The organism is Cellvibrio sp. UBA7671 (assembly GCA_002483145.1).
GTDB classification, from domain to species: Bacteria; Pseudomonadota; Gammaproteobacteria; order Pseudomonadales; family Cellvibrionaceae; genus Cellvibrio; species Cellvibrio fibrivorans.
Genome location: DLHJ01000014.1, coordinates 598,518 through 624,962 on the forward strand (window position 1 = coordinate 598,518; position 26,445 = coordinate 624,962).

Annotated in this window: 20 protein-coding genes; 7 read left to right on the forward strand and 13 right to left on the reverse strand. The window is 48.2% G+C overall.

Features of this window, described 5'->3' with window-relative positions; genetic code table 11:
• Positions 1 to 63: 63 nt before the first annotated feature.
• From odhB to B4E62_RS14455, 7 genes are all read right to left on the reverse strand, one after another.
• Complete coding sequence (odhB, locus tag B4E62_RS14425; RefSeq protein WP_331352519.1) at positions 64 to 1,260, reverse strand: 2-oxoglutarate dehydrogenase complex dihydrolipoyllysine-residue succinyltransferase; 1,197 nt, start codon at positions 1,258 to 1,260, stop codon at positions 64 to 66.
• Between the two features lie 61 nt (positions 1,261 to 1,321).
• Positions 1,322 to 4,153 (reverse strand): 2-oxoglutarate dehydrogenase E1 component, encoded by a 2,832-nt coding sequence (locus B4E62_RS14430; protein WP_310069862.1) that lies wholly within the window; start codon positions 4,151 to 4,153, stop codon positions 1,322 to 1,324.
• A 210-nt stretch (positions 4,154 to 4,363) separates the two neighbouring features.
• A complete protein-coding gene (locus B4E62_RS14435; protein WP_310069859.1) occupies positions 4,364 to 5,068 on the reverse strand; it encodes a succinate dehydrogenase iron-sulfur subunit in 705 nt (234 codons plus the stop codon).
• 18 nt (positions 5,069 to 5,086) lie between these two features.
• Complete coding sequence (sdhA, locus tag B4E62_RS14440; protein ID WP_331352520.1) at positions 5,087 to 6,859, reverse strand: succinate dehydrogenase flavoprotein subunit; 1,773 nt, start codon at positions 6,857 to 6,859, stop codon at positions 5,087 to 5,089.
• Entirely contained in the window at positions 6,859 to 7,230 is a 372-nt protein-coding gene (gene sdhD, locus B4E62_RS14445) for a succinate dehydrogenase, hydrophobic membrane anchor protein (protein WP_310069853.1), read from the reverse strand. Before sdhD ends, sdhA begins: the two co-directional genes overlap by 1 nt.
• Positions 7,224 to 7,598, reverse strand: coding sequence for a succinate dehydrogenase, cytochrome b556 subunit (gene sdhC / locus B4E62_RS14450; RefSeq protein ID WP_331352521.1), 375 nt, complete (start codon positions 7,596 to 7,598; stop codon positions 7,224 to 7,226). The genes sdhD and sdhC overlap by 7 nt, the downstream gene beginning before the upstream one ends.
• A 60-nt stretch (positions 7,599 to 7,658) precedes the next feature.
• The gene (locus B4E62_RS14455; RefSeq protein ID WP_310069849.1) at positions 7,659 to 7,871 is read right to left on the reverse strand and encodes a hypothetical protein; all 213 of its coding nucleotides are present in this window, start codon (positions 7,869 to 7,871) and stop codon (positions 7,659 to 7,661) included.
• Between the two features lie 357 nt (positions 7,872 to 8,228).
• On the opposite strand from B4E62_RS14455, the gene B4E62_RS14460 reads away from it, so the two are divergent.
• Both B4E62_RS14460 and B4E62_RS14465 read left to right on the forward strand, forming a co-directional pair.
• The gene (locus tag B4E62_RS14460; protein WP_310069847.1) at positions 8,229 to 9,509 is read left to right on the forward strand and encodes a citrate synthase; all 1,281 of its coding nucleotides are present in this window, start codon (positions 8,229 to 8,231) and stop codon (positions 9,507 to 9,509) included.
• 269 nt (positions 9,510 to 9,778) lie between these two features.
• The gene (locus B4E62_RS14465) at positions 9,779 to 13,924 is read left to right on the forward strand and encodes a hypothetical protein (RefSeq protein ID WP_331352522.1); all 4,146 of its coding nucleotides are present in this window, start codon (positions 9,779 to 9,781) and stop codon (positions 13,922 to 13,924) included.
• Positions 13,925 to 14,034: 110 nt separating this feature from the next.
• Here the strand turns inward: B4E62_RS14465 and B4E62_RS14470 are convergent, their stop codons facing one another.
• Positions 14,035 to 15,279, reverse strand: coding sequence for an alginate export family protein (locus tag B4E62_RS14470; protein ID WP_331352523.1), 1,245 nt, complete (start codon positions 15,277 to 15,279; stop codon positions 14,035 to 14,037).
• A gap of 481 nt (positions 15,280 to 15,760) precedes the next feature.
• Entirely contained in the window at positions 15,761 to 18,220 is a 2,460-nt protein-coding gene (locus B4E62_RS14475) for a glycoside hydrolase family 3 protein (RefSeq protein ID WP_331352524.1), read from the reverse strand.
• A 569-nt stretch (positions 18,221 to 18,789) separates the two neighbouring features.
• Here B4E62_RS14475 and glk point away from each other — a divergent pair.
• A complete protein-coding gene (glk, locus tag B4E62_RS14480; RefSeq protein WP_310069835.1) occupies positions 18,790 to 19,794 on the forward strand; it encodes a glucokinase in 1,005 nt (334 codons plus the stop codon).
• Between the two features lie 68 nt (positions 19,795 to 19,862).
• Here the strand turns inward: glk and B4E62_RS14485 are convergent, their stop codons facing one another.
• Positions 19,863 to 20,894 (reverse strand): LacI family DNA-binding transcriptional regulator, encoded by a 1,032-nt coding sequence (locus B4E62_RS14485; protein WP_310069833.1) that lies wholly within the window; start codon positions 20,892 to 20,894, stop codon positions 19,863 to 19,865.
• A gap of 277 nt (positions 20,895 to 21,171) precedes the next feature.
• Here B4E62_RS14485 and fucP point away from each other — a divergent pair, with 277 nt between their 5' ends.
• Positions 21,172 to 22,494: an L-fucose:H+ symporter permease gene (gene fucP, locus B4E62_RS14490; protein WP_310069830.1), complete on the forward strand. Its 1,323-nt coding sequence runs from the start codon at positions 21,172 to 21,174 to the stop codon at positions 22,492 to 22,494.
• 64 nt (positions 22,495 to 22,558) lie between these two features.
• Here fucP and moaE read toward each other — a convergent pair whose 3' ends face one another.
• Genes moaE through moaC form a run of 3 tightly spaced genes read right to left on the reverse strand, consistent with a single transcriptional unit; the run spans position 22,559 to position 23,743 of the window.
• Positions 22,559 to 23,011: a molybdopterin synthase catalytic subunit MoaE gene (moaE, locus tag B4E62_RS14495; protein ID WP_331352525.1), complete on the reverse strand. Its 453-nt coding sequence runs from the start codon at positions 23,009 to 23,011 to the stop codon at positions 22,559 to 22,561.
• Between the two features lies 1 nt (position 23,012).
• The gene (gene moaD / locus B4E62_RS14500; RefSeq protein ID WP_310069825.1) at positions 23,013 to 23,261 is read right to left on the reverse strand and encodes a molybdopterin converting factor subunit 1; all 249 of its coding nucleotides are present in this window, start codon (positions 23,259 to 23,261) and stop codon (positions 23,013 to 23,015) included.
• Positions 23,258 to 23,743, reverse strand: a complete 486-nt coding sequence (gene moaC / locus B4E62_RS14505) for a cyclic pyranopterin monophosphate synthase MoaC (RefSeq protein ID WP_331352526.1) — start codon at positions 23,741 to 23,743, stop codon at positions 23,258 to 23,260. Before moaC ends, moaD begins: the two co-directional genes overlap by 4 nt.
• Before the next feature lie 125 nt (positions 23,744 to 23,868).
• On the opposite strand from moaC, the gene dusA reads away from it, so the two are divergent.
• From dusA to B4E62_RS14520, 3 genes are all read left to right on the forward strand, one after another.
• Positions 23,869 to 24,885, forward strand: a complete 1,017-nt coding sequence (gene dusA, locus B4E62_RS14510) for a tRNA dihydrouridine(20/20a) synthase DusA (RefSeq protein WP_331352527.1) — start codon at positions 23,869 to 23,871, stop codon at positions 24,883 to 24,885.
• A 134-nt stretch (positions 24,886 to 25,019) separates the two neighbouring features.
• On the forward strand, positions 25,020 to 25,976 hold the full coding sequence (gene tal, locus B4E62_RS14515; protein ID WP_331352528.1) for a transaldolase: 957 nt from the start codon (positions 25,020 to 25,022) through the stop codon (positions 25,974 to 25,976).
• Positions 25,966 to 26,439: a TerB family tellurite resistance protein gene (locus tag B4E62_RS14520; protein ID WP_310069816.1), complete on the forward strand. Its 474-nt coding sequence runs from the start codon at positions 25,966 to 25,968 to the stop codon at positions 26,437 to 26,439. Before tal ends, B4E62_RS14520 begins: the two co-directional genes overlap by 11 nt.
• Positions 26,440 to 26,445: the final 6 nt, after the last annotated feature.

Genomic DNA, 26,445 nt, shown 5'->3' on the forward strand with positions numbered 1-26,445 from the left:
TCACATAAAAACGCTCCTGGGTTGCCAGAAGCGTTTCAAAAAGCAGATTAGATTTCCAACACTTTATATTTCTAGAAGAATGCGCGCTGGATCTTCCAACAAATCTTTGATGGTCACGAGGAATTGCACAGCCTCTTTACCGTCGAGCAAGCGGTGATCGTAAGACAGTGCCAAGTACATCATCGGCAGAATTTCTACTTTGCCATTGACCGCCATTGGGCGCTCTTGAATTTTGTGCATGCCCAAAATTGCAGACTGCGGCAGGTTCAAAATCGGCGTAGACAAAAGTGAACCGAACACACCACCGTTGGTGATGGTGAAGGTGCCGCCAGACATTTCTTCAATACCAAGTTTGCCATCACGTGCTCGCAGACCAAAATCGCGGATAGTATTTTCGATGGTGGCCAGACTCATATTTTCGGCATTGCGCAACACAGGAACTACCAAGCCTTTTTCAGTCGATACTGCAACACCGATATCCTGGTAACCGTGATAAACAACATCGTTGTTGTCGATAGAGGCGTTTACCACAGGGAAACGACGCAGCGCTTCAGCAGCGGCTTTCACAAAGAAACTCATAAAGCCCAAACGTGAACCGTTATGCGCTTTTTCAAATTGGTCTTTGTATTTTGCACGCAGTGCCATTACCGGAGCCATGTTCACTTCATTGAACGTGGTCAGCATTGCCGTAGTGCTGGATGCTTCAAGCAAACGCTCGGCAATACGCTTACGCAAACGCGTCATAGGTACGCGCTTCTCAACACGATCACCTACGGCTTCGATTGCGGCAACAGGTACAGGCGCAGCAGGAGCGATCACCGCTGGTGCTGATTTCAAATGATTGGCAACATCTTCTTTGGTAACACGGCCATCTTTACCGCTGCCGGCGACAACTGCAGTATTCACATTGTTCTCTTCAGCCATTTTCCGTGCTGCAGGATTTACCAATTTTTCAGCGGTTGCGGCAACAGGCGCTGCTGCAGGAGCTGGAGTACTTGCTGCAGGAGTACCTGTTGCCACGGCACCCTCAACAAAACGGGCAATCACTTCATTACTCAATACAGTCTCGCCTTCACCTTTAATAATTTCAGCGATACTGCCATCTGCAGGTGCAACCACTTCCAACACAACCTTGTCGGTTTCAATATCAACGATCAACTCATCGCGCTTGACGGCTTCGCCTGGTTTTTTGTGCCAGGTTGCTACCGTGCCATCGGCAACGGATTCAGGGAAGGTAGGGGCTTTGATTTCGATACTCATGCTATTCCATCTCTCTGTAGCGCTAGGATTATTTGATCATTTAATCAGTTAGTAAAAGCACTCAAACAGTGAGCGCTTTATTCACAAAACGTTTTTCTTCTTCAAGGTGCGCAGACATGTAACCGCCCGCTGGTGCTGCCGATGGATCACGACCCACATAATCCAAATACATTTCTTTGCCGTACAACCCCTGCACTACATGGCGCATATGGTGTTGACTGCTATACCAAGCTCCCTGGTTCATTGGCTCCTCCTGGCACCAGAAGATATCTTTGATATCCTTGAATGGCGCCATAGCAGCTTTCAATTCTTCTTCAGGGAATGGATACAATTGCTCCAAGCGGATCAAGGCCACATTTTCCTGCTTGCGTGCAGTTCGCTCTTCAAGCAGCGTGTAATAAACCTTACCACTACACAAAATTACCCGCTCAACTTTGGACGGTTCGACGGTGCTATCGCCAATCACATTTTGGAAGCTGCCGTTGGCCAATTCTTCCAGCGTAGATGTTGCCAATTTATGACGCAGTAACGATTTCGGACTCATTACCACTAATGGACGACGCATCGGGCGAATCGCCTGGCGACGCAGCATGTGAAATACCTGCGCGGGTGTAGTTGGTACACAAACCTGAATATTGTGTTCCGCACACAATTGCATGAAACGTTCAAGACGCGCAGAAGAGTGCTCCGGCCCCTGCCCCTCATAACCGTGTGGTAACAACATGGTCAAACCGCACAAACGACCCCACTTGTGCTCACCACTGGTAATAAATTGGTCGATAACGACTTGGGCGCCGTTAGCGAAGTCACCGAACTGCGCCTCCCAAATCACTAAACCGGTTGGCGATGTTGTTGAATAGCCATACTCGAACGCTAATACGGCCTCCTCTGACAAATAAGAATCGAACAACTCAAAAGACGGTTGGTTAGGGGCCATATTCGCGAGAGGCACATAAGAAGAACCGTCTTTCTGGCTGTGAACTACCGCATGACGATGTGAAAAAGTACCGCGACCAACGTCTTGACCAGTCATGCGAACCTGATAACCCTGTTCAACCAGGGTAGCGTAAGCCAATGTTTCGGCCATACCCCAGTTAAGCGCCAAAGCACCAGCGGCCATTTTGCGGCGGTCTTCGTAAATTTTTTCAACTTGTTTTTGCAGCACGATTCCATCAGGAATTTCGCACATCTTATTTGCTGCAGCCTGCAGTGTTTTGAGTTCACAACCGGTTACTGCCGGCGTCTCCCAATCGTGGCCGATATAGGGCGACCAATCTACAAACAAGCTGCGATCCGGCTCGCTTACCAAACCACTCGCAACATTTTCGCCACGATCCAAGGCTGCGCGATACACGGTAGTCATCTCGTCAGCTGCCGCTTGGCTGAGCAGGCCCGCTGCAACCAACTTATCGGCATAGAGCGTGCGAGTAGTTTTGAGATTGCGAATAATTTGATACATCAACGGCTGGGTTGCAGAGGGCTCGTCAGTTTCGTTGTGACCGCGACGGCGATAGCAAACTAAATCAATTACCACGTCCTTCTTGAACTCATAGCGATAATCCATCGCCAACTGCGCCACAAACAATACTGCTTCAGGATCATCACCATTCACATGAAAAATCGGGCACTCGATCATTTTGGCGACGTCGGTACAGTACTCAGTTGAGCGTGCATCTTCACGTTTGTTAGTGGTGAAACCCACTTGATTGTTGATCACAAGATGTAAGGTACCACCAGTGCCGTACGCGCGAGTCTGGGACATTTGGAATGTCTCCATCACTACGCCTTGGCCTGCAAATGCAGCATCGCCATGCACATTGATAGGAACAACTTTGGCGCCGGTTTTGTCGTTGCGACGATCCTGACGGGCGCGCACAGAACCTTCAACCACGGGTGATACGATTTCCAAGTGCGACGGGTTAAACGCCATCGCCATGTGTAACTCTCCGCCAGGAGTCATTACGTTGGAAGAAAAACCTGAGTGATATTTCACATCGCCAGAGGTATTCAATGAACGCTTGCCATCAAATTCTGCAAACAATTCTGCAGGGCTTTTACCAAACACGTTGATCAACGCATTAAGGCGACCACGGTGAGCCATGCCCAATACTATTTCTTTTGCACCGTAAGTACCCGCGCGCTTTACCAAGGCATCAACTAATGGAATAAAACTTTCGCCACCTTCGAGACCGAAACGTTTGGTGCCTGGATATTTACTATCGAGATGACGCTCAAGGCCTTCCGCAGCTGTCAAACGCTCGAGGAGGGCAAGGCGCTGCTCTTTACTGAATTCAGGATTGGAGCGCACGCTCTCAAGACGCTGTTGCAACCATTGTTTTTCAGCAAGGGGCGTAATGTGCATAATCTCGGCACCGATATGACCGCAATAGGTCTTCTCTAATGCCTCAACAATTTCACGCAGGGTCGCCTGCTCTTTGCCGATAAACAAGCTGCCAGTGTTAAATACAGTATCCAGGTCTGCATTGGTCAGGCCGTGAAAACCTAATTCCAAATCGGCGACCGGATCGCGCTTCATCAATCCCAAAGGATCCAACTGGGCCTTTTGATGACCGCGGAAACGGTAGGAACTGATCAGTTGTACTACCTTGATTTGTTTTTGCTCGTGCTCAGCACTAACCGAGCCACCTGCAACGGCAACGGTGCGCACACGGGATTTACCCAATTGCTCGAATTGAGCGCGAATGACCGAATGGGGAGTATCTTGAGTCAACACACCGTTGATACGTGGTAATTGATCGAAGTAATTGCGCCATTCTTCAGGAACGGCATTAGGATTGTGTAGATATGTGTCGTAGAGCTCTTCGACATAAGCAGCGTTCCCACCAGAGATGTGAGACGTACTCCAAAATTGCTCCATAATGCTGTCTTGCATTCCACTCACCTTAATCATTGGGGACTCAGGCAAATCCCCTGCTATCAACTAGCGGTTAGCTACCAAACGTTTTCAACTTGTGATTAAAAACGCCGCTTTTAAGTTGCTGCAACACCGGGTTACAACAAACAGTTCTTCAACGCAGCGAGCACCAAAGCGCTCACTTTGTCATCAAATTTTTGCCAGCTTCAGATACAGAAAAGCGCCACCTTAGGTAGCGCTCTGTAACAACATATTGCGAATATGGCCGATGGCTCGTGTCGGGTTCAGCCCTTTGGGACAAACCGCCACACAGTTTTGGATACCATGGCAACGGAATACGCTAAAAGGATCGTCCAGATTGGCAAGTCGTTTCTCGGTCGCCAAATCGCGGCTATCAGCCAGGAAACGATAAGCCTGTAATAAACCAGCAGGACCGATAAACTTATCGGGGTTCCACCAGAAAGATGGGCAGCTGGTTGAGCAGCAGGCGCAGAGTATACACTCATAAAGGCCATCGAGCTTCTCGCGATCTGCAGGTGATTGCAAACGCTCAATTGCTGGTGCTGGCGTATCGTTTTGCAAGTATGGCTCAATTTTCTTGTATTGATCGTAGAACTGGGTCATATCAACTACCAGGTCACGAATCACTGGCAAACCGGGCAACGGGCGCAAAATCAAAGTATTGTTCTTGATGCACTCGGAGATTGGCTTGATGCAAGCCAAACCGTTTTTACCATTGATATTCATGCCATCAGAACCGCACACACCTTCGCGGCAAGAGCGGCGATAAGCAAGACTTTCGTCTTGTGCTTTCAGTAATTCCAATACATCCAATACCATCAAATCTTTACCCTGAGTATCCAGCTCATAGGTTTTCATATAGGGCGCATTATCTGTATCAGGGTTGTAGCGATAAACTTGTACTTTCAACATGACTTCTGCTCCCGATTGTTAGTAGGTACGTTTTTTAGGTTGGAAAGCTTCCATAGTGCGCGGCTTGAAATTTACCGCACGCTTGCCAACACGCTTATCAACGGGGAAATACATGGAGTGACACAACCAATTAGCATCGTCACGATCTTCAAAATCTTCACGCGCGTGCGCGCCGCGCGATTCTTTACGCTCTTCCGCTGCAATCGCCGTTGCTTCTGCGACTTCAAGCAAGTTTTGCAATTCTAATGCTTCAATACGCGCAGTATTGAATGCATTGCTCTTGTCAGTAATAGATACATTTTCAATACGCTTGCGCAGCTCAGCCAGTTGCTGGATACCTTTTTGCATAAACTCACCTTTACGGAATACACCGAAGAAGTTTTGCATAATGGTTTGCAACTCTTTACGCAGTACTGATGCGCTCTCACCGCTATTAGATGTATTTATTTTGTTTAGGCGCGCCATCGCTTTATCGATATCAGATTGAGTGGCATCGCGATGCTCAATACCCTCACGCAATGCTTTCTCAATGTACAGACCAGCTGCACGACCGAACACAACCAAGTCGAGCAATGAGTTTCCACCCAAACGGTTAGCGCCGTGCACAGACACACAAGCAACTTCACCACACGCAAACAAACCATCAATCACCACATCATTTCCATCAGCATCGACGGTCAACGCTTGCCCATTCACGTTAGTTGGAATGCCACCCATCATATAATGGCAAGTTGGAACTACAGGGATGGGAGCATATACAGGGTCAACGTGTGCGAAGGTGCGCGACAACTCGCAAATACCAGGCAATTTACTCTCGAGCACTTCTTCACCCAAGTGATCGAGCTTCAGCAGTACGTGATCCTTATTAGGACCTACACCACGACCAGCAATAATCTCCTGGATCATGGAGCGCGCCACTACGTCGCGACCAGCAAGATCTTTCGCATTAGGAGCATAACGCTCCATAAAGCGCTCGCCATCGGCGTTGATCAAGTAGCCACCTTCACCGCGGCAACCTTCAGTTACTAATACACCGGCACCGGCGATACCGGTTGGGTGGAACTGCCACATTTCGATATCTTGCACAGGAAAGCCAGCGCGCAACGCCATACCAACACCATCGCCAGTATTGATGTGAGCATTAGTAGTAGAAGCGTATATGCGCCCTGCACCACCGGTTGCCAACACAGTTGCCTTGGCTTTTACATAAACTGTTTCGCCATCTTCGATATTGATCGCGATAACACCAACCACTGCGCCGTCTTCATTTTTCACCAAATCAACTGCAAACCATTCATTAAGAAATACGGTTTTGTTTTTCAGGTTGCCTTGGTACAGAGTGTGGAGCAGTGCGTGCCCGGTACGGTCTGCCGCAGCGCAAGTACGCGCCGCCTGGCCACCTTCACCGAAGTTTTTAGATTGGCCACCAAATGGACGCTGGTAGATACGGCCTTCATCTGTACGGGAGAATGGCAAGCCCATATGCTCCAATTCAAATACCGCTTCAGGGCCTACCGAACACATGTACTCAATCGCATCCTGGTCGCCGATATAGTCGGAACCTTTGATAGTGTCATACATGTGCCAACGCCAATCATCATTTGGATCAGCACTGGCGATCGCACAAGTAATACCGCCCTGGGCAGATACAGTGTGCGAACGCGTTGGGAATACTTTTGTAATTACTGCTGTTTTGTAACCGGATTGTGCCAACTGCAAAGCGGCGCGCATACCAGCACCGCCGCCGCCAACCACAATACCGTCAAAAGAAATCGTGCGCATATTAGCCATTAATTAATACCCCAAATTACTTGAACACCCCAGACAAGATAGGTGACTGCAACTGCACCCAGCACTATCTGTGCGAATATACGAAGGAAAGTCGCTTTGGAGCCTAATAGACGGGTAGTTAAATAATCAGTGAGCACAGCCCACAAACCGATCCACGCATGCGATATAAAGGAAAGAAGGGTAACAAGGGTAAACACACGCATCCACAGTTGGTTATAAAGGGATTGCCACTGTTCGAAAGTCAATTCAGGATTACATGCAAGATAAGCCACGATAAAAATAGTGTACGCCGCCATGACGGCACCACCGACGCGTTGGATTAGCCAATCATAAAGGCCACTGCGTCCAAAACTGGTTACTGAAGTTACCATACCCACACCCCCGCCAACACGATCAATACAATGGCAATAGCCAGTGCGATTTTGGCACCAGTTTGACCACCTTTAAGAGATTCACCGATACCGAAATCCATAATCAAATGACGGATACCGAGCACCATGTGATACGCCAAACCAGCCAAAACTGCCCAGAGAACAAATTGGCATACAGGGTTTGCGGCGAGATCGCTAATGCTGTTAAAACCTTCTTGCGAATCAAGACTGGCATCCAGCATCCATAAAAGGACAGCTACGCCTGCAAAAAGGAAAACGCCGGAAGCACGATGAAGAATGGAAACGTAAGCAGTGATGGGGAGTTTAATAGTCGCTATATCTAGGTTGACAGGTCTTTTCTTGTTCACGGTCTATCTCACCTTTATGCCCATCGCGGGCAGGTTTAAGAATAAGCGCTTCACTTTTTATCATTTAAAAATGACCTTAAATGAAACACGCCCTGCAAGTCGCGCAGCATTATAGAGATTGGACTCTGGAAACACAAACAAAAAGCCGTGCAGAATTCCCTTCACGCTGGCAAGGAAAAATATTACTGCACTTTTAACGATGTTTTTACACAACACATTGATTATATTGAAAGATTTTAATAAAAATGCACCGCAAGCGCGCGTTTTTACCATTGCCGCTCCACATAAGTGCAGGCACATCGGTGAGTTTTTCAGCAATGTGAGACGCCACCACATGAGCACTCAGCTATGGCGCGAAAATTTCCGAAAAAGATAAAAGAAATTGCCCCAGAGATGTGCCAAAAACTTTCGCCTTAACAATTAAGTCATCTATAATGCCGCTCGCAAACGGCAGTGTCGGCCCACCATAAGAAACCGACTAGTCCATAAAAAACATAGCCGGCCTATGACGCTATTAAAAGTAGAGCTATTTGCACAACGCAAAGCTACCTACAGTTTTTATCAGTTGAGTAGAGCGAAACATGCTTTTCTCAAGCCTTTAGTCTTAATCAGTAAGCACAGGAGTCAGTAATGACTGACAAGAAAGCACATCTCTCGATTGATGGCATTGATTCGACAATTGAATTACCAATCTATGCCAGCACAATCGGACCTGACGTTATCGACGTCACCAGTATTACCAAGAATGGCTTTTTCACGTTTGACCCGGGCTTTATGTCCACCGCCTCATGCGAATCCAAGATTACGTTTATTGATGGCGATGAAGGCGTGCTACTCCACCGCGGTTACCCGATTGAACAACTGGCTGTCTCTTCTGATTATCTCGAAACTTGTTACCTCTTATTAAACGGCGAATTGCCAACTCCGGCGCAAAAAGACGAATTTACTGCCGCGATCAAAAAACACTCCGCTGTCGATCCCTCCATTGCCAATATCATCAAGAGCTTCAAACGCGAATCCCATCCGATGGCGATTTTGTGTAGTGCTGTCGCAGCCCTGGCCGCGGTATACAACGATGAAATCGATATTACCAACGCTGAAAGCCGCAAGCTGACCGCTTACCGATTGATTGGTCAAATGCCAACCTTGTCGGCAATGGTGTACAAACACCGCAAGGGCGAAGAGTTTATTGCCCCGGATGACAGCCTGAGCTATGCCGAAAATTATTTGAACATGACCTTTGGCACGGCTGGCAAAGCGCCTAACGTGAGCAAAACGATTGCCAAGGCCATGGATCGTATTTTTGTATTGCATGCAGACCATGAACAAAATGCATCGACATCTACCGTGCGCCTGTCCGGCTCTTCAGGCACCAATCCATTTGCCGCTATCGCTGCTGGTATTTCAACCTTGTGGGGCCCTGCCCATGGCGGCGCCAACGAGGCGGTATTGGAGATGCTGGAAGAAATCGGCACTGTGGAAAATATCGAAGCTTGTGTTGCACGCGCTAAAGATAAAACCTCTGGCTTCCGCTTGATGGGCTTTGGTCATCGTGTTTACAAAAACTTCGACCCTCGCGCCAAAGTAATGAAGCAAACTTGCGATGAAGTACTGGCCGAATTAGGCCTGGAAAATGATCCACTGCTTGCAATTGCAAAACGCCTCGAACAAATCGCATTGGAAGATCCATATTTCATTTCCAAAAAGCTCTATCCTAACGTTGATTTCTACTCCGGCATTATCATGAAAGCAATTGGTATCCCAACCGAAATGTTTACCGTGATTTTTGCTTTGGGTCGTGCGGTAGGTTGGTATTCCCACTGGGATGAAATGGTGAGTGGCCCTTACAAAATTGGCCGCCCACGTCAGCAATACACTGGCAGCCCGAAACGCGACTATCCAAAAAAGTAAGGCCAAAAAAAGTAAGTCATAAAAAGTAATCACTGTAAAAGCTACAAACAAAAAAGGCCGCACTGAAAACTGCGGCCTTTTTTATTGACGCTGCCCCCGAAACGCCCCCACGCACCGCAATTCAATCAGTTCGCGCACCATTTCAAACAAATGCTAAAGCGCCGGTTCAGAAATTCCCTCTATACTCCCACCACAGATCACACAGGCTTTTGCAACCACAAGTTTTTATTACACGAATAATCATCGCTTTTTTATCATAGGGAGTTGTTATGCCGCACACCTTGGTCCGCGCTCTAATTAGCCTTTTTCTGTTGGTTGGCAGCCATTTACAGGCAGCAGAAATTCCTACTGTACTGCAAGATTGGCAGGGCTGGGTCTTAAAAAAGCACCCGGAAATCCACTGCCCGTTTTTATATAACGATGCCCAACGCTCTTGCGTCTGGCCGAGTGAATTGCACATTGATGCCAATACACAGGGAGTACAGTTTACCCAGCGGATAGAAACATTTACCGAAAGTTGGATCAGACTGCCTGGCGGCACCGGCTTCTGGCCTGAGAATCTGCGCGATACCAGCAATTCACTCATGCAGGATAAATTAGCCATCCGCGAGCGCGGCGGAATCCCCGAAGTTCTCCTTCCACCTGGCCGATATACATTGCAAGGCGATATCCGCTGGACCGGTATTCCGCGCACACTGAGCATCCCACCCGCATCCGGGATCATCAAGCTGCAACTCAACGGCACGAGCGTAGCCACTCCATCACTCGAAAGCGATAGCCAGCTCTGGTTGACCGCAACACAAAATGCGCAGGAAACCCAGCAGCAAGACAGTTTGCAAGTACGCGTTTTTCGTAAACTGGATGATGGTATTCCTCTGAAAATCAGCACCCGCCTACAATTGGATGTGAGCGGCAAAGAGCGCGAAATACAACTGGGGCAGATGTTGCTCACCGGCTTTAATCCAATTCTGTTCAACAGCCGCCTACCTGCCCGCCTCGAAGCCGATGGCAAGCTGCGCGTGCAAGTTAAACCGGGCAGTTGGGAGATCGAACTGCATATGCAGTCCACCCAACCACAGCCCCATTTGGGCTACAAAGCGCTGGATGAGCACTGGCCGCAACAAGAAATATGGGTAGTCGCCAGCCAGCCAACACTGCGCAGCCTGCAAGTTTCCGGCGTATCCAGCATTGACCCAAGCCAGACTCAATTACCTGACGAATGGCGCGAACTACCCGCTTATTTGGTCACTCCGGACACCACCATGGAATTGCAGGAGTTGCAGCGCGGTGCGGGCGATAGCAGTAACCAACTGGTACTTGATAAAGAAATCTGGCTGGATTTTGATGGTCAAGGTTTTACGCTGCGCGACGAAATTAGTGGACAATTTCAACAAGGCTGGCGCATGGAAACGCTGCCACCCTATGAGTTGCAAAGTGCCGCCCTCAATGACGTACCCCAGTTGGTTACCCGCCTTGCCGACAACGCCAACACCGGCGTAGAAGTTCGCACCCGAGAACTTGACCTTACCGGCATCAGTCGCCTGCTGCGCAGCACAGCAATTCCGGTCAGTGGCTGGTCCGTGGATTTTGCGGAGGTTGATGCACAACTGCATTTGCCTCCGGGCTGGTCGCTACTTTCGGCGACTGGAGCCAGTTATGAATCCGGTAGCTGGGTATCCAAGTGGAGCCTGTGGGATATTTTCCTGGTACTGATAATCACCTTTACGGTAGTGCGCATCACCAACCCATTCTGGGGCGGATTGGCGCTGCTGACTCTGTTGCTCACTTTCCATCGCGCCGGCGCACCGCTGTTTATCTGGCTAAATATCGCTGCCCTGCTGGCCCTACTGCCCATGGTCAGCGGCAAGTTCAAAACCCAGTTGGTGCGCTATGCCTATGCCAGCTTTATTTTGCTCGGCTTATTTTTGCTGCCGTTTAGTGTGCAGCAGGCGCGGCAGGTGTTTTATCCCCAACAGGAGTTTTCGGGGCGCAATATCAGCGAGAGTTACTACGACGATAGCCAGAACAGTTGGGGCTTTGGCTTGGTAATGATGAGTTCGGATAACAAAGGAGTTGAAGCACCCCAAACAAAATACCGCGCAGATCAAGCCGATGCGGTAGAAGAGGTAGTTGTCACCGGCGTTCGATCCTCGCTCTCCAGCCCCAAACAACAAGTATCCCAGGAATACGATTTAGGCCAACAAGTACAGACAGGCCCGGGAGTTCCCGGTTGGAATTGGCACAATATCGATTTGCGCTGGAATGGGCCGGTAAAACCGGATGAAGTTACCCGCCTGTATCTACTGCCACCCGCCATCAATCGCGCAGGTAGCGCCTTGAGCCTATTGCTCCCTCTCCTGCTGGGTGCGCTGTTGCTGCGATTATTCTTACGGCAAACCGGACACACTCTACCGAGCTGGAAAATTGGCAACCGGACGCTGTTACCCACCCTTTTGTTGCTTGGCTGCGGCATCAGCCAAAGCGACAACAGCCAAGCTGATGTGCTGGTTTCCACTGCTTTACTCAAAGAACTGGAAACGCGCCTTACCCAGCCCGCGTCCTGCCTGCCGGATTGCGCCAGTATCGAATCCCTGCAAGTGAAAGCCGATGGCGAACAGTTGGCAATGGATATCATCATCCACAGCGCCGATGCAATCGCCCTGCCCCTGCCTGCCCAACGGCAGCAGTGGTGGCCAAATCAGGTGCTGATAGACAATAAACCGGCATCACTGGTACAAAATGCCAATGGCCAGCTGCTGGTCAATCTGCGTAAAGGGCGCAACTTGCTCCACCTTGAGGCAGTGATTAAGGGGCGCGACAGCCTCACCCTCAGCTTCCCCTTGCCCCTCCATAACCTGGGCAGCCAATTAGATGGCTGGCAATTGACGGGAGCACCAACGGCAAACCAAGCCAGCAGTTCACTGCAGCTCAACCGTATTCAGCGCAGCGAAGCATTGACCATAGCTGAACACCTGCAACCCGACCCTATCGCTCCCTTTATGACCGTGACGCGCCAACTACAATTGGGGCTGGAATGGCGTGTAGAAACACGCGTAGAGCGGGTTGCTCCTACCCAGGGAATGATTAATCTGGAGATCCCCTTATTGCCCGGTGAGTCGCCTATCAGTGGAGATACCAGCATCACTGGTGATGAAACCAGCAAAGGCAAAATCACCGTACAACTGGATTCCCATCAACAAACGACCTTCTGGTATTCCACCCTCAAGGCAGAGTCACCACTGGAACTTAAAGCACCGGCAAATCCGGCTTGGGTGGAAACCTGGGTCTTGGACACCTCGCCCATCTGGCACACACAGGTAACCGGTATACCTGCAGTGCAAACCAGCAACCTGCCCGTCTGGCAGCCCTGGCCAGACGAAAGCATCAGCATTATCGTCAGCCGTCCGCAGGCAGTAACAGGCAGTGCGATGACAATTGACCAGGCCCAGCTGAAATATACGCTGGGCGATCGCGCCAGCAGTTCCACCTTGAGCCTGTCCCTGCGCACCAACCAAGCAGGACACTACGACTTTGCCCTACCGGAGGGAGCCAGCCTCGAAGGTGTTAGCATCGATGGGGATGAGGCGCCCTTGTTGGCAGTAAATGGCCGGGTAAAAATCCCGCTGCACCCCGGCGAGCAAGAACTGGAAATTCGCTGGCAAGATGACAAGGGCACCCGCCTTAAAACCATAAGCCCGGCAATCGACCTGGGCAGCAATAGCAGCAACCTGACGATTAATATTGATTTGCCAGGTGATCGTTGGCCACTGCTGGTAGGCGGGCCCAGCGTGGGGCCAGCGGTATTGCTCTGGGGAATGTTGGCCGTGATACTGCTGCTCGCTCCGCTGCTCGGGCGCAGTCCACTGACACCACTGAAAACCCATCAATGGGTGCTCTTAAGCCTGGGGGTGGCGACAGTCAATCTCTATGTACTCGCCCTAATCGCCATCTGGCTGATCCTGCTCACCAAGCGCGGGACATTGGTACAGATAAGCTCAGCCAGAACCTTCAAGTGGATGCAGCTGGGATTATTTTGTCTATCGCTGGTGACCTTGTTGATGTTATTGGGCAACATCCCCTACAGTTTGCTATCCAGCCCGGATATGCACATCACCGGAAATGGTTCCAATGCGCATTATCTGCGCTGGTACCAAGACCAGAGTGCGGGTGAGTTCCCACAAGCCTGGATTATTTCACTCCCTTTGTGGAGCTATAAGTTGGCCATGCTGCTCTGGTCGCTATGGCTGGCGTCGGCGTTATTAGAATGGGTGCGTTGGGGCTGGCAGCAACTGAGCCACCATGCGTTATGGTATGCCCCGGATTCAATTTTGCCAGCTACGCCCAAAGGAGAAAATGATTTACTGGAGAATAAAACCGAGGCGAACAAACCCAATTCGGATGCTCATCCCAAATAATTTTCAGTTTGCCAAAAAACAAACCCTCACCAAATGGCGAGGGTTTATTAAAAACAATTTGAATATCCTTTTCCAATAATTCATTCAGCGAAAATTTTTAAAATATTGCATTAAAAATTCCAATCCGCCATTATCCAAAATTTATCAGTGTCGGTAATTTTGGTGGCAGCATCGCCCATTGCGTACTGCGCATACTTTGCAGTCCACACAACGGCACCCACTTTTTTGCTGATGCTCAAATCAATTTCATCACCGTAATCGGCGCTGCCAAAATCCGCATCGTATTTGTGATAGCTCACCAATGCCTGTGCACCCGCAAATGTCACACCCAGGTTTACATATTTATCTTCAAGACCATCCTTAGGTGTAGCTAAAAACTTATCTGCCCAACCATTAAATGCATGCAAGGTTGCCAAGGGAGTTGCAAAACCATAAGCACCATTATCAGAGCCCAAAACTTCATAGCCCAAACCAATGCTGTAACGTGAAACCGTATAGGTTCCTTCAGCTAACAAATAATCAGCATCAAACGCTTGTTTTGCACCTGCATCTTGTTGAGCTGCATATTCAAGGTTGTAGGTAAAGGTTTCACCCACTGTACCCTGCCAACGCGCACCAAAGGTATCGCTGGTTAAACCAAATTGGGCGATGGGGTTTTCCACATCCAACAAATAGGCATAGCCAATTAGTTTACCTGCATCAAAGCCGGTGTAGCTGGCATTTAGCACGTGGCTATTCATATTTAAATCGCCCAATCCGGCATTGGCCTCACCAAAAACACGATTCACGTTTTTGATATAAGCATAAGTAAAATTGGTGTAGCGAATTGCTTTGTTGGTGAGCGAGACACCATCGTATGTCTGCTCGTTCTGGCGCCAGCCTACATTACCGATAAAACGGGCGTTGTCGAGAATCAAACGCTGGCGACCATATTTAATTTGATTGTTAAATGTGGTGTAAGAAATAAAGCCTTGATTGACTTCAGTACCGATGGGATCAGCAATGATTGCTTTATTGGTATTCAGTGGATCATTGCCAGCAGTGCGATAATCGACTTCATTCGTCATCTCGCTCACATTGTCCATTTCCGCGGTAAAACCAAAACCATTCCATGCACCAGACTGATAAGACAAGCGCGATCTGGTTGTCCAGGCATTCGCTTCTTTCTCACCAGATTTATTTCCCTGCGCATTTAGAACATCTTCAGTTACATCTTCATAGCGTGTACGAAAATTTACCTTGATCACACTGCCCTGCTGCATAGATTCGGTGAATGTTTTTGCTGAAATACTTGGAGCAGCACAAAGCAGCGAACTTGCCGCAGCAACAAGAAGATGAATCGTATTTTTTTTCATAGAGCCTTCTCCAAAGATTTTCATAAATGTGTGTAGTTAATCCGCACCCTGCCAATAAATTTGAAATATAAAATTTATATTTGCTATGCACTAAAAAAGTTTCTTGTATGTTTATGGGCATAACATGGCGGTGACTGAAATCCATTAGAGCAAGGCTTATGCCAATTGATTTTCTAAACCATCCCCAAAGGAATAAATCATTATTAATCAAAGGGATATAAAACGTTAAAAAATACACCACGAAAAAATCGCATTTTTTTACGCGCACCCTTATGGGGACATCATAATTTTTTACGCGCCAATTAAATCCAACACGATAAAATTTATCGCACAATAAACGCCCACAAAAATGCACGCCGCTTTTTCACTTTGCACAAACTTGATGCAACCACAAAAAATAAGTGAATGGGTGCCTAAATAGCAGGCACAAAAAAGCCGCACAATTGCTTGTGCGGCTTGCATGTTAACGGGCAAAAAGGACTTAGTTAAGGCGTACGCTGGCGCCTTGCGCCAAGCCTTTTTCAATACGCACCTGTGCGAAAGTAACATCCAATTTATTATTGGCCACCAAGGTAAATGGCTCAAGAATGAGGGCAAACAACTCCTGTGGCGTGCGCTTCAATCCAAAGTCAGTGCCGGCGTCCGGATAGCATTTCAAATCTACGGTTAAAGTTTTCCAACCAGCCCCAGCAATACTGGTAAGCTCCCGGGTTATATCCACTTGTGAATAACAAGAAGGACCACAGCCAATGCGCACCCAAGCCTTATCGACAGGTGCAGCATCCACTTTTATATCAAACACCAACGAAGAATCTGATTCATAGTAATCACTCAACACCTGACGATTCAGCGTTGAGATGGCAACCAACCCCTCACCTTGACCATTCCACACAGCCCGACGCGCATCTTCCTGCACATCGCGGTCCACACAAGTTACCGTTAGCGTTGACACACTGGCGATATTGCCATTTAGATTGGCGCGATCGTTATTTTTACCTTCTAAAATAATGCCGTAAGCCCCCATGGGGCGACGATTGAATAATTCCAATATCGCAGAGCTGGACTCAAATACTATCCCCTCTTCTGACAAGTCATCGCCCAACGTATCAGTATCGCCATAATTCAAACCAAAACCATAGGCAAACAATGGATCATAATTTTCATCGCCAATATTCAACGTGCCCTGATCCGGCGATTTGGGCCATGAGAAGGCTAAGCGCCCCTTTACGGGATAATTAATTTGATCATCGGCATTTTTGAAGATCACATCAGCGATACCTGCACCTTCTGTACCCGGCTGCCAAATAACTGCAAACGCATCAGAGGCATTAAGTTCGCGGTTCACCCACATGGGGCGACCAGTGACAAACAATGCCACAACGGGAATTCCTTGGGATTTTAATTTCTTGAGCAAATCCAAATCGCTGGTATCGCCAGCTTTCAACAATTGGTGTTGGATATCGCCCTGCATTTCGGCATAGGGATCTTCACCAAAAATAACGATAGCAACATCCGGTCTCTCACTGTAGGAACCGTCGACACTCAATGTAACTTTACCGCCCGCACTGGCAACGGCATCCTGAATTCCCGCCCACAAAGTGGTAGCACCGGGGAAGTCCGCCATAGTATTGCCGGTACCCTGCCAGTTCACCGACCAACCACCAGTTTGCTTGCTGATATTGTCTGCGCCATCGCCTGCAACGAGAATATTTGCTTTGGCAGACAGCGGCAGAATATTGTTCTTGTTTTTTAACAATACAATGGATTCGCGTACAGCTTGGCGAGCAACAATACGATGCTCACGTGCACCAAGCAATTCATCTTTACCTGCGAGTGGGCGAGTTGATGGAAGACCTTTCTCCCACAGGTTCGCACGTAATTTCACACGCAGGATACGGCGCACTGCATCATCGACACGCGCCATCGGAATAACACCGGTACGCGCTTGCTCAACAGTATTGTTAAAAAGCTGCTTCCAGTCAGGATCGGGCACCATAAAGATATCCAATCCTGCATTAATTGCCTGTGGGCAATTCAATACCGTCGCGCCTGCAACAAAACCGTGGCCATTCCAATCGCCCACCACCAAACCGTCAAAACCCATTTGATTTTTTAATACATCAGTCAGTAAATAGCGATGCCCATGCATGTGTTCGCCGTGCCAGCTATTAAAGGAAGCCATCACACTTTGCACACCGGCTTCGATTGCGCTGTAGTAACCAGCTGCATGAATACGACATAAAGTCTCTTCATCATCGAGACAGTTACCGCGATCGATACCGTTGTGGGTACCACCATCGGCGATAAAATGTTTTGCAGTGGAAATAACGCGATATTTAGAGAGGAAGCCTGAGTCATGGGCTTCACCTTGCAACCCCTCAACCATCATGCCCGCATATTCGCGCACAAGATCAGGATGTTCGGAATAGGATTCGTAAGTGCGCCCCCAGCGATCATCGCGCGCAACCGCAACAGTGGGAGAGAAATCCCAATCCAATCCGGTCACCGCAATTTCAGTCGCCGTGATACGACCGATCTCTTTAATCAATTCAGGGTTGCGCGCGGCACCCAGCGCGATGTTGTGCGGAAACAGGGTTGCACCAACAATATTGCCTACGCCGTGAACTGCATCTGTGCCCCACATAATCGGGATAGCCACTTTGCCATCGCTGGTATCCATAGACGCCTGATAATAAGCATCTGCAATCGCCAACCAATCTGCAGCTTTTGAGTAACGGTTGCCATTGGGCACCGAGCCACCGCCATTCAACACCGAGCCGATGTGATAATCCTTAATATCCTGCGGAGTCAAGTGGCGAATCTCCGGCTGGATCATCTGCCCCACTTTTTCCTCAAGAGTTAACTGCGCGAGCAATTCGTCTATTTTCGCTTCAAGCGCTGGATCTTTTTTCACCTTGCTGGTGATGCTGGGCCACTGCACGTTTCAACCTCCGTCGGGGGCATCTAAAAAATCATTGTAGGGACAACACTGTGTAACGCCGAAAATCCTGACGGTTAAATAACACCAAGTGGCGCCAAAGCCCCACTTAAAGAGTGTAGCCGCCAGAATAAATGAACGGAAGATTCCTTGAGATAACCCCCGATACACCGCTCGAATCAGGGTAACTTGTGCGGGATGCCCATCTTGAGCACCTGTGTGACATCACTTCTCTTATTAAATTGCGGCCAATCAATCGAGCCAGCAACCCCTTCCAAGCTGGCGCAAACTACTATTTGCTGACAGCGCTGTCAACAATAGGGCGCGCCAACTTGCATGCGAATCAATATTAAACCTGAGAAATCGTATTTATTCATAAAATTAACAAATAAAACCCTGTATAAGCACCAGATATGCGCATGAAAAAGTGTGCAAAATCAATTTAGCAATCGGGCGTAAAAAGTGAATTTCCGCCCATCCAGTTTAATGTTATCCTCCTGAGCCTAACCACTATATTCAACACATCCCCCTATAACTATTTGATCTTCTTATAAAAGAAGCTGAGGAGTCACATGAGTCTTTTACTGGTTGCAGATATCGGCGGCACCAATGGCCGTTTTGGACTGGTCGAATTTGATGCAGAAAAGATCGGCACAAATGGCCAAATTAATTACACCGCAGAGCGCCAAATCACGCTCAAGTGTGCCGACTATGTTGATATGGCCACCATGATTAGAACCTGCTGCGCAAAATTTGGGGTTGATATACCTGATTATGCTTGTTTAGCGATTGCCGGCCCAATCGAAAATGGCCAGGCATCCATGACCAACCTGAATTGGAAATTTTCAATTCACGGCCTGCGCGATCAATTGGGAATGAAAACCCTGCATGTCATCAACGATTTTGCCTCGCTTGCATATGCAGTTCCTTTCCTCAAAGAAAATGAATTAGTCACTCTCTACGAATCCAATAAATCCAATCCTGACGCACCGATTGTCGTGATGGGACCTGGAACAGGTTTTGGTATGGCAGCGCTGGTTCCCAGCCAAAATAATTGGAAGATTATCCCTACCGAAGGTGGCCACGCCAGCTTTGCCCCAACAAATGAAAAAGAATTGGATATCAAATCATTTCTATTGAAAGAGCAAAGTCACGTATCGGTTGAAAATATTTTGTCCGGCGGCGGTTTGGTGACGCTTTATCGTGCACTTGCACACAACTCAGGTGTTGAAGCAAAACCCTATTCACCTGCTGATGTCAGCACCAAAGGCCTTGCGAATGAAGATCCCCTATGCCGCGAAGCCGTACTGACTTTCTGCGATGTATTGGGTGAAGTAGCAGGAGATAAAGCACTTTCCGTCGGTGCGCGCGGTGGTGTGGTTATTGGTGGTGGACTCACGCCCAAACTGATGGGCTTGTTGCCTGAATCCCATTTCCTTGAACGCTATAAAAACAAAGGCCCTATGGCGGGATATGTTAGCGACATTTCAATTCGATTGATTGTGAATGATAAAGCTGCACTGGTTGGCTCTGCCGCCTGGCTTATTCACAACACACCTGAACTAAAAGCTCACTAAAATAATTCACTGTTTTTCTCAATAAAAAATGCACCCTCGGGTGCATTTTTTATTGAGTTGCTAAATTATCAATGCTTATCTTTGGGCTTAATTAGCGGCCCGGTAGATTCGCGCGAAATAATACTGGAACTCAGCATACTGGCAGGTAATTGGATCTCGCGTCCTTTTAATTGTTTGAGCAACAAATCGGTAGCTTTTTTTGCCATCTGCCGAATAGGTTGGCGAATCGTTGTCAAGGCCGGCCAGATTTGGTGTGCAACAGGTGTATCGTCAAATCCTGCTACCGATAATTGTGCGGGAATTTTAATCCCCATCTGATGGGCAACCATCATTACCCCTGCCGCCATATCATCGTTCGCCGCAAAAATAGCGGTTGGCCGCTGGGCATCTGCCAACAATTTTTTCCCGCACATCTCACCGGATTCAAATGAATTATCGCCCTGCTCGACCAAATTTTTTAACAACGGTAAATCATTTTCCACCAAGGCCGCTTTATATCCCTCATAGCGTAACGACATGGCGCGATGATCAGGATGACCACAGATAAACCCAATACGCGTATGCCCCAACGCGATAAGTTGGCAGGTCATATCGTAGGATGCTTCTTCATCATTTGTTTCAACGTAGGGAGAAGCAGATTTATTTTCCGTCGGTGCAACACGCACAAACGGAATATTCATTTTTTTCAATAAATTGATAACGTTCATATTGTCGGATAGCGGCGGCGTCAGCATTACACCATCAACCCGTTTCTCCAAAATCATATCGGTCACTTCATTAATCAAATTCGGGTCGCGATGAATGGCCGGATGCACCAATAATTCGTAGCGTTGCGGGCGACAAATTTCCAATACCCCTTCCTGGATATCCAACACATAGTGCGCACTGGGATGCCCATAAATAAGCCCCAACAAATAAGAGCGGTTGCCTGCCAAACTGCGCGCCGATTGATTGGGGCGATAATCCAGAGCGCTGATCGCCGCCTCAACTTTTTCTCGGGTTGCAGGGCGCACATTAGGTTCGTTATTGACAACACGAGAGACTGTTTTCATGGACACGCCCGCCAGAGCGGCCACATCGTCGATGGTTGCTTTTGCCACAGTACTCACCTCAAGGTTGATTTTTATCGCTATTGTTATCGCGCACTCTGATTGGATGCCCGTGCGCAGTTATCCGTTAATATTTAACCAAACAAATATGAGTCAAAATGACTACAAGATGAATAATGCGCGTGTGATTGTAAACCGGGAACAAACAATGTGACAGCCTTATAGGCTTGGATTATAGTACCGCGCGCTTGGCGCACGCTTTTAATCGGCAATCGTCAATTTAAGACCACGACAACGACAGACCATTTTTATAACAAGAGGTAGAACCATGGCCAGCATTCCGCAAGGCTCATCAACGCAACACAGCTCGGTGGACGCAGGTAACAATACTGTGCCCCTGATTATCATCACTATCCTGTTTTTTATGTGGGGCCTATTAACATCAATGAATGATGTTTTGATTCCACACCTGAAAAGTGTCTACACCCTGAGCTACACCCAAGCAATGTTGGTGCAATTTTGCTTCTTCGGCGCCTACTTTGTTATCTCTTTACCTGCTGGTGCACTCATCAAAAAGCTGGGTTACCAAAACGGTGCCGTGGCCGGTTTGATTATCGCCGCGTCAGGTTGTGCGTTGTTTTACCCTGCAGCAACCAGTGGCTACGCCATTTTCCTGCTTGCATTATTTGTACTTGCCTCGGGCATCACTATTTTACAAGTTGCTGCAAACCCCTATGTGACGGTGCTTGGCCCAGCCAGAACCGCATCCAGCCGCTTAACCCTGACACAAGCATTTAACTCCTTAGGCACTACCATTGCCCCGTGGTTGGGTGGGATTTTAATTTTGGGCGGTGCGGTGTTAACGGCAGACCAACTCAATTTATTACCCGCGGCAGAAGTTGCTGAATACCGCGCAAAAGAAGCGGCATCTGTTCAAGGCCCCTATCTTGCACTTGCTGCTGCATTACTTGGCTTGGCATTATTTTTTGCCTTTGCCAAATTGCCAAAAATTCAACACGAAGACGAACCGGGTGTATCCGGTGATATGGCCTCCAACAAAGAATCTGCACTGTCACATAAACATTTGGTACTGGGTGCAATCGGGATATTTTTATATGTTGGTGCAGAAGTCGCGATAGGTAGTTTATTGATTAACTTTTTTGGCGAAGAAAATATTGCCGGCCTAAAAGAAGCTGACGCAGCACACTTGGTAAGTTATTACTGGGGCGGAGCAATGGTTGGCCGCTTTATTGGTTTTGCAGTCATGCGTTATATCAGCCCAGGCAAAACTCTGGCATTCAACTGCATCTGCGCTGTATTGCTGGTATTAACCGCAACCTTCACTGAAGGTAAGTTGGCCATGTGGGCGATTATCGCGGTGGGTTTGTTTAACTCTATTATGTTCCCAACCATTTTCAGTATGGCATTGCACAACCTCGGCAAATTCACTGGCCAAGGTTCTGGTGTTTTGTGCATGGCAATTGTTGGTGGTGCATTAGTGCCTTTACTACAAGGCGCTTTAGCCGATACCTTTGGCTTGCAAATCTCCTTCTTGCTGCCTGCTGCCTGCTATTTATACATCATGTATTTCGGTATTAAATATGCTGGAATATACAAAACTGCTCCGGCTTCAGAGCCAGCACATTTGTAATTTTCCGATAATAAAAATGGGCGCAGTAGCGCCCATTTTTTTGCGTCGAAAATAGCCATTGAACTCACCAACGCTTGCTTGCATCAACATCCTTAACATTTTCTTCAACCCACACAGACCCTTGTGTAGTTAGCTCCTTCTTCCAGAAAGGCGCCTGTGTTTTTAAAAAATCCATCAAGAATTCTGCCGCCTGAAATGCATGTTCACGATGTGCACTGGTAACACCGACAAAAACAATTTGATCACCCACCTGCAATTCACCAACGCGATGCACGATATGTGCAGCAATTAATTCCCAACGCGCTTTAGCTTCATCCAGAATGTTCTGCAAAATATTTTCTGTCATGCCGGGATAATGTTCGAGCGACATACTTTTTACATCGCGCGCATGATTCATATCACGCACCCGCCCCACAAAAAAAACCACTGCACCTACAGCAGTATCACCTGCAACCAATTCAGCGTACTCGTGCCCGATATCAAAATCCTGTGTTTGCACTGCAATCGAAAATGACATATCAGCCTCCGGTAACAGGTGGGAAAAAAGCAACTTCATCACCTGTTTTTAGTGCCACATCAGCTTTTGCATATTGGTGATTTACCGCGACCAGCAGTTTGCTATTGGAAAGAAATTGTTCCCAATGCGGATGACCAGCCACAAGGTATTGTTTGAGGGTTGCGATGCTAACAACATCTTCAGCCACAACTTGTAACTCAGCAGCGCCCAATTGCTCGCGCAGTTGGGCGAGAAATAAAACCCGGATCATTGCTCACTCTCTCCCCTAAGATAATGCCCACGCCGACCGCCAGATTTTTCCAGCAGGCAAACCTGCTCAATGACCATTTCCATATCGACAGCTTTACACATGTCGTAAATCGTTAATGCGGCAATGCTGGCTGCCGTCAGCGCTTCCATCTCAACGCCCGTTTGCCCGGTGAGTTTGCAATAGCTGGTGATTTCCACGGTGGAATGCTGGTCATCAATTACAAAATCTACTGCGACCTTACTCAACGCCAATGGATGACAAAGGGGAATCAAATCCGCACATTTTTTTGCTGCTTGAATTCCAGCAATGCGGGCAACTGCAAGTACATCACCTTTTTTAAGACTATTGGCTTTAATTTGCGCCAACGTCTCTGGCTTCATCATGACGCGCGCAAAGGCACGCGCCTCCCGTACGCTGGCAGGTTTTTCCGAGACATCCACCATGCTGGCGTGCCCTTGGGAATCTATATGGGTTAGTGACATAGAGAACTTATCCAATGCAATGAACTGCAGTTTACCGTGCAGCAGGAAGTAAATATCGTTATCATAAAACACCTGTCGGCTATGGCCGCATTTTTATTTCCCTCGCAGCAGAATTCCACCAACTAATGACTTCAACCCAAACTCTTGATCGTCGTTTTACCTTGGCACCCATGATGGAGTGGTCAACCTCTGACTGCCGCACCTTCTGGCGCTTGCTGACCAAAGAAGCAGTGCTTTACACGGAGATGGTTACCACTGGCGCGCTCTTGCACGGCGATAAGTCGCGGTTTCTGGATTACAACGCTTGCGAACATCCGCTGGCATTGCAATTAGGCGGCAGCGATCCCATCGCCCTCGCCGAATGTGCCCGTATTGCAGAAGATTGGGGATACGATGAGGTGAATCTCAACTGCGGCTGCCCGAGTGATCGCGTGCAAAATGGCATGATCGGCGCCTGCTTGATGGCAGAGCCTGAACTGGTTGCCGATTGTATCGCCGCTATGCAAAACGCCGTCAAAATCCCTGTCACCGTCAAACACCGCATCGGTATTGATGATATGGACGACTATGAAGGCTTGGTTAAATTTGTCAGCACTATCGCAGAAACTGGCTGTCACACGTTTATCGTCCATGCGCGCAAAGCCTGGTTAAAAGGCCTAAGCCCCAAGGAGAATCGCGAAGTTCCACCATTGCAGTACGATAAGGTGTATCAACTGAAACAAGACTTTCCGCACTTGAATATCATCATCAATGGTGGCGTCACTACATTGGAGCAAAGCAAAAACCTGCTGGATCATGTGGATGGAGTGATGATCGGGCGCGAAGCCTATAGCAACCCTTATCTTCTCGCGCAGGTCGATCAACAGATTTACGGAATCGACAAGCCCGTGGTGAGCCGCGCTGAGGTCATGCAAAAATTTATGCTGTATTGCACTGAAGAATTGGCCAAAGGAGCTCGCCTTAATCACCTGACCCGCCATATCCTGGGGCTCTACCAAGGTCTGCCGGGGGCGCGCCAGTTCCGCCGGATTATCAGCGAACAGGCGCATAAACCCGATGCAGGAATTGAGGTGCTTGAGCGCGCCCTTGCTGCATTAAATGAGTTACCATTAGCAAATACAGTTGATGCCGGGAATGCTTAAGGCCTTCAACACTATCGAATTATCAGCTTATAAAAAATGACTGCTTTCCGCATAAAGTCATAACGACTATAATATATCTGACGGCAATAAAACGAAGATCAACCACTTGTACTTTCAGAGATAGGATTACCACTGTGACTAGCAAACTTGAACAACTGAAAAAATTTACCGATGTAGTTGCCGATACCGGCGACATCGAAGCCATCCGCCTGTACAAACCGCTGGATGCCACCACTAACCCATCCCTGGTATATAAGGCTGCGCAAATGCCGCAATACCAGGATTTGCTCACGGCATCGATCAATGCCAGCAAAGGCATCACCAATAGCGCGCAACAATTAAGCGCTGCTTGCGACCATTTGGCAGTGGGTATTGGCTTGGAAATTTTAAAAATCGTTCCCGGCCGCATTTCAACCGAAGTCGACGCACGCCTGTCGTTCGATACCAAAGCTTCTATTGCCAAAGCCCACGAACTCATCAGCCTTTATGAAAAAGGTGGTGTGGATAAATCACGCGTTCTGATCAAACTCGCTTCTACCTGGGAAGGTATCCGTGCTGCGGAAGTGCTGGAAAAAGAAGGCATCAATTGCAACCTCACCTTGTTGTTTGGTTTTAACCAGGCTGCTGCCTGTGCAGATGCAGGTGTGTTTTTGATCTCTCCGTTTGTGGGTCGTATTCTGGATTGGTACAAAGCCAATACTGACAAAAAGGAATACACCGCTGAAGAAGATCCAGGTGTAGTGTCTGTGCGTCACATTTACAATTACTACAAACAAAATGACTACAAAACAGTAGTGATGGGTGCCAGCTTCCGTAACATCGGTGAAATCGAAGCACTTGCCGGCTGTGATCGCCTGACCATCAGCCCACAATTGCTGCAAGAGTTGGAGCAGGACAAAAACGAATTGAAACGCGTTTTATCACCGGACAACACGGGTGACGCAATTGCCAAACGCCTTGAAACTGAAGCGAGCTTCCGCTTTGGCTTGAATCAGGATGCCATGGCGACCGAAAAACTGGCTGAAGGCATTCGCGGTTTTGTCAAAGACCAGATCAATCTTGAGAATTTGTTGAAAGCCCGTGCTCAATAAACTCTCGCGCTTTATCGAGCGCCACCTGCAACCCGCAGGTGGCAGTTCGCCCGTATTATCTGATCACCAGAAACAATTGGCGGTAGCCTCATTGCTGGTTGAAGTAGCAATGGCTGACCATCAATTTTCCGAGGTGGAGCTGCACAACCTCACTCTCATTCTTGAGCGTAAGTTTTCACTATCGCTTGACGAGCTTACAGAGTTGATTAGTCTTGCTAAAAACGAAACTAATCATGCAACGTCCCTGCATCAATTTACCCAGCTTATTAATCAGTATTGCACGACAGAAGAGAAATTTAAGCTGATGAAAGCCATGTGGGAAATGGCTTATGCCGATAATGATCTGGATAAATACGAGGATTATATTATTCGCAAAGTGGCCGATTTGATTTACGTGCCACACACCGAATTTATTCGTGCCAAAAGTCTGGTTAAAGCGAGTTTGTTAAGCGCAGAAAATTAATGCAGC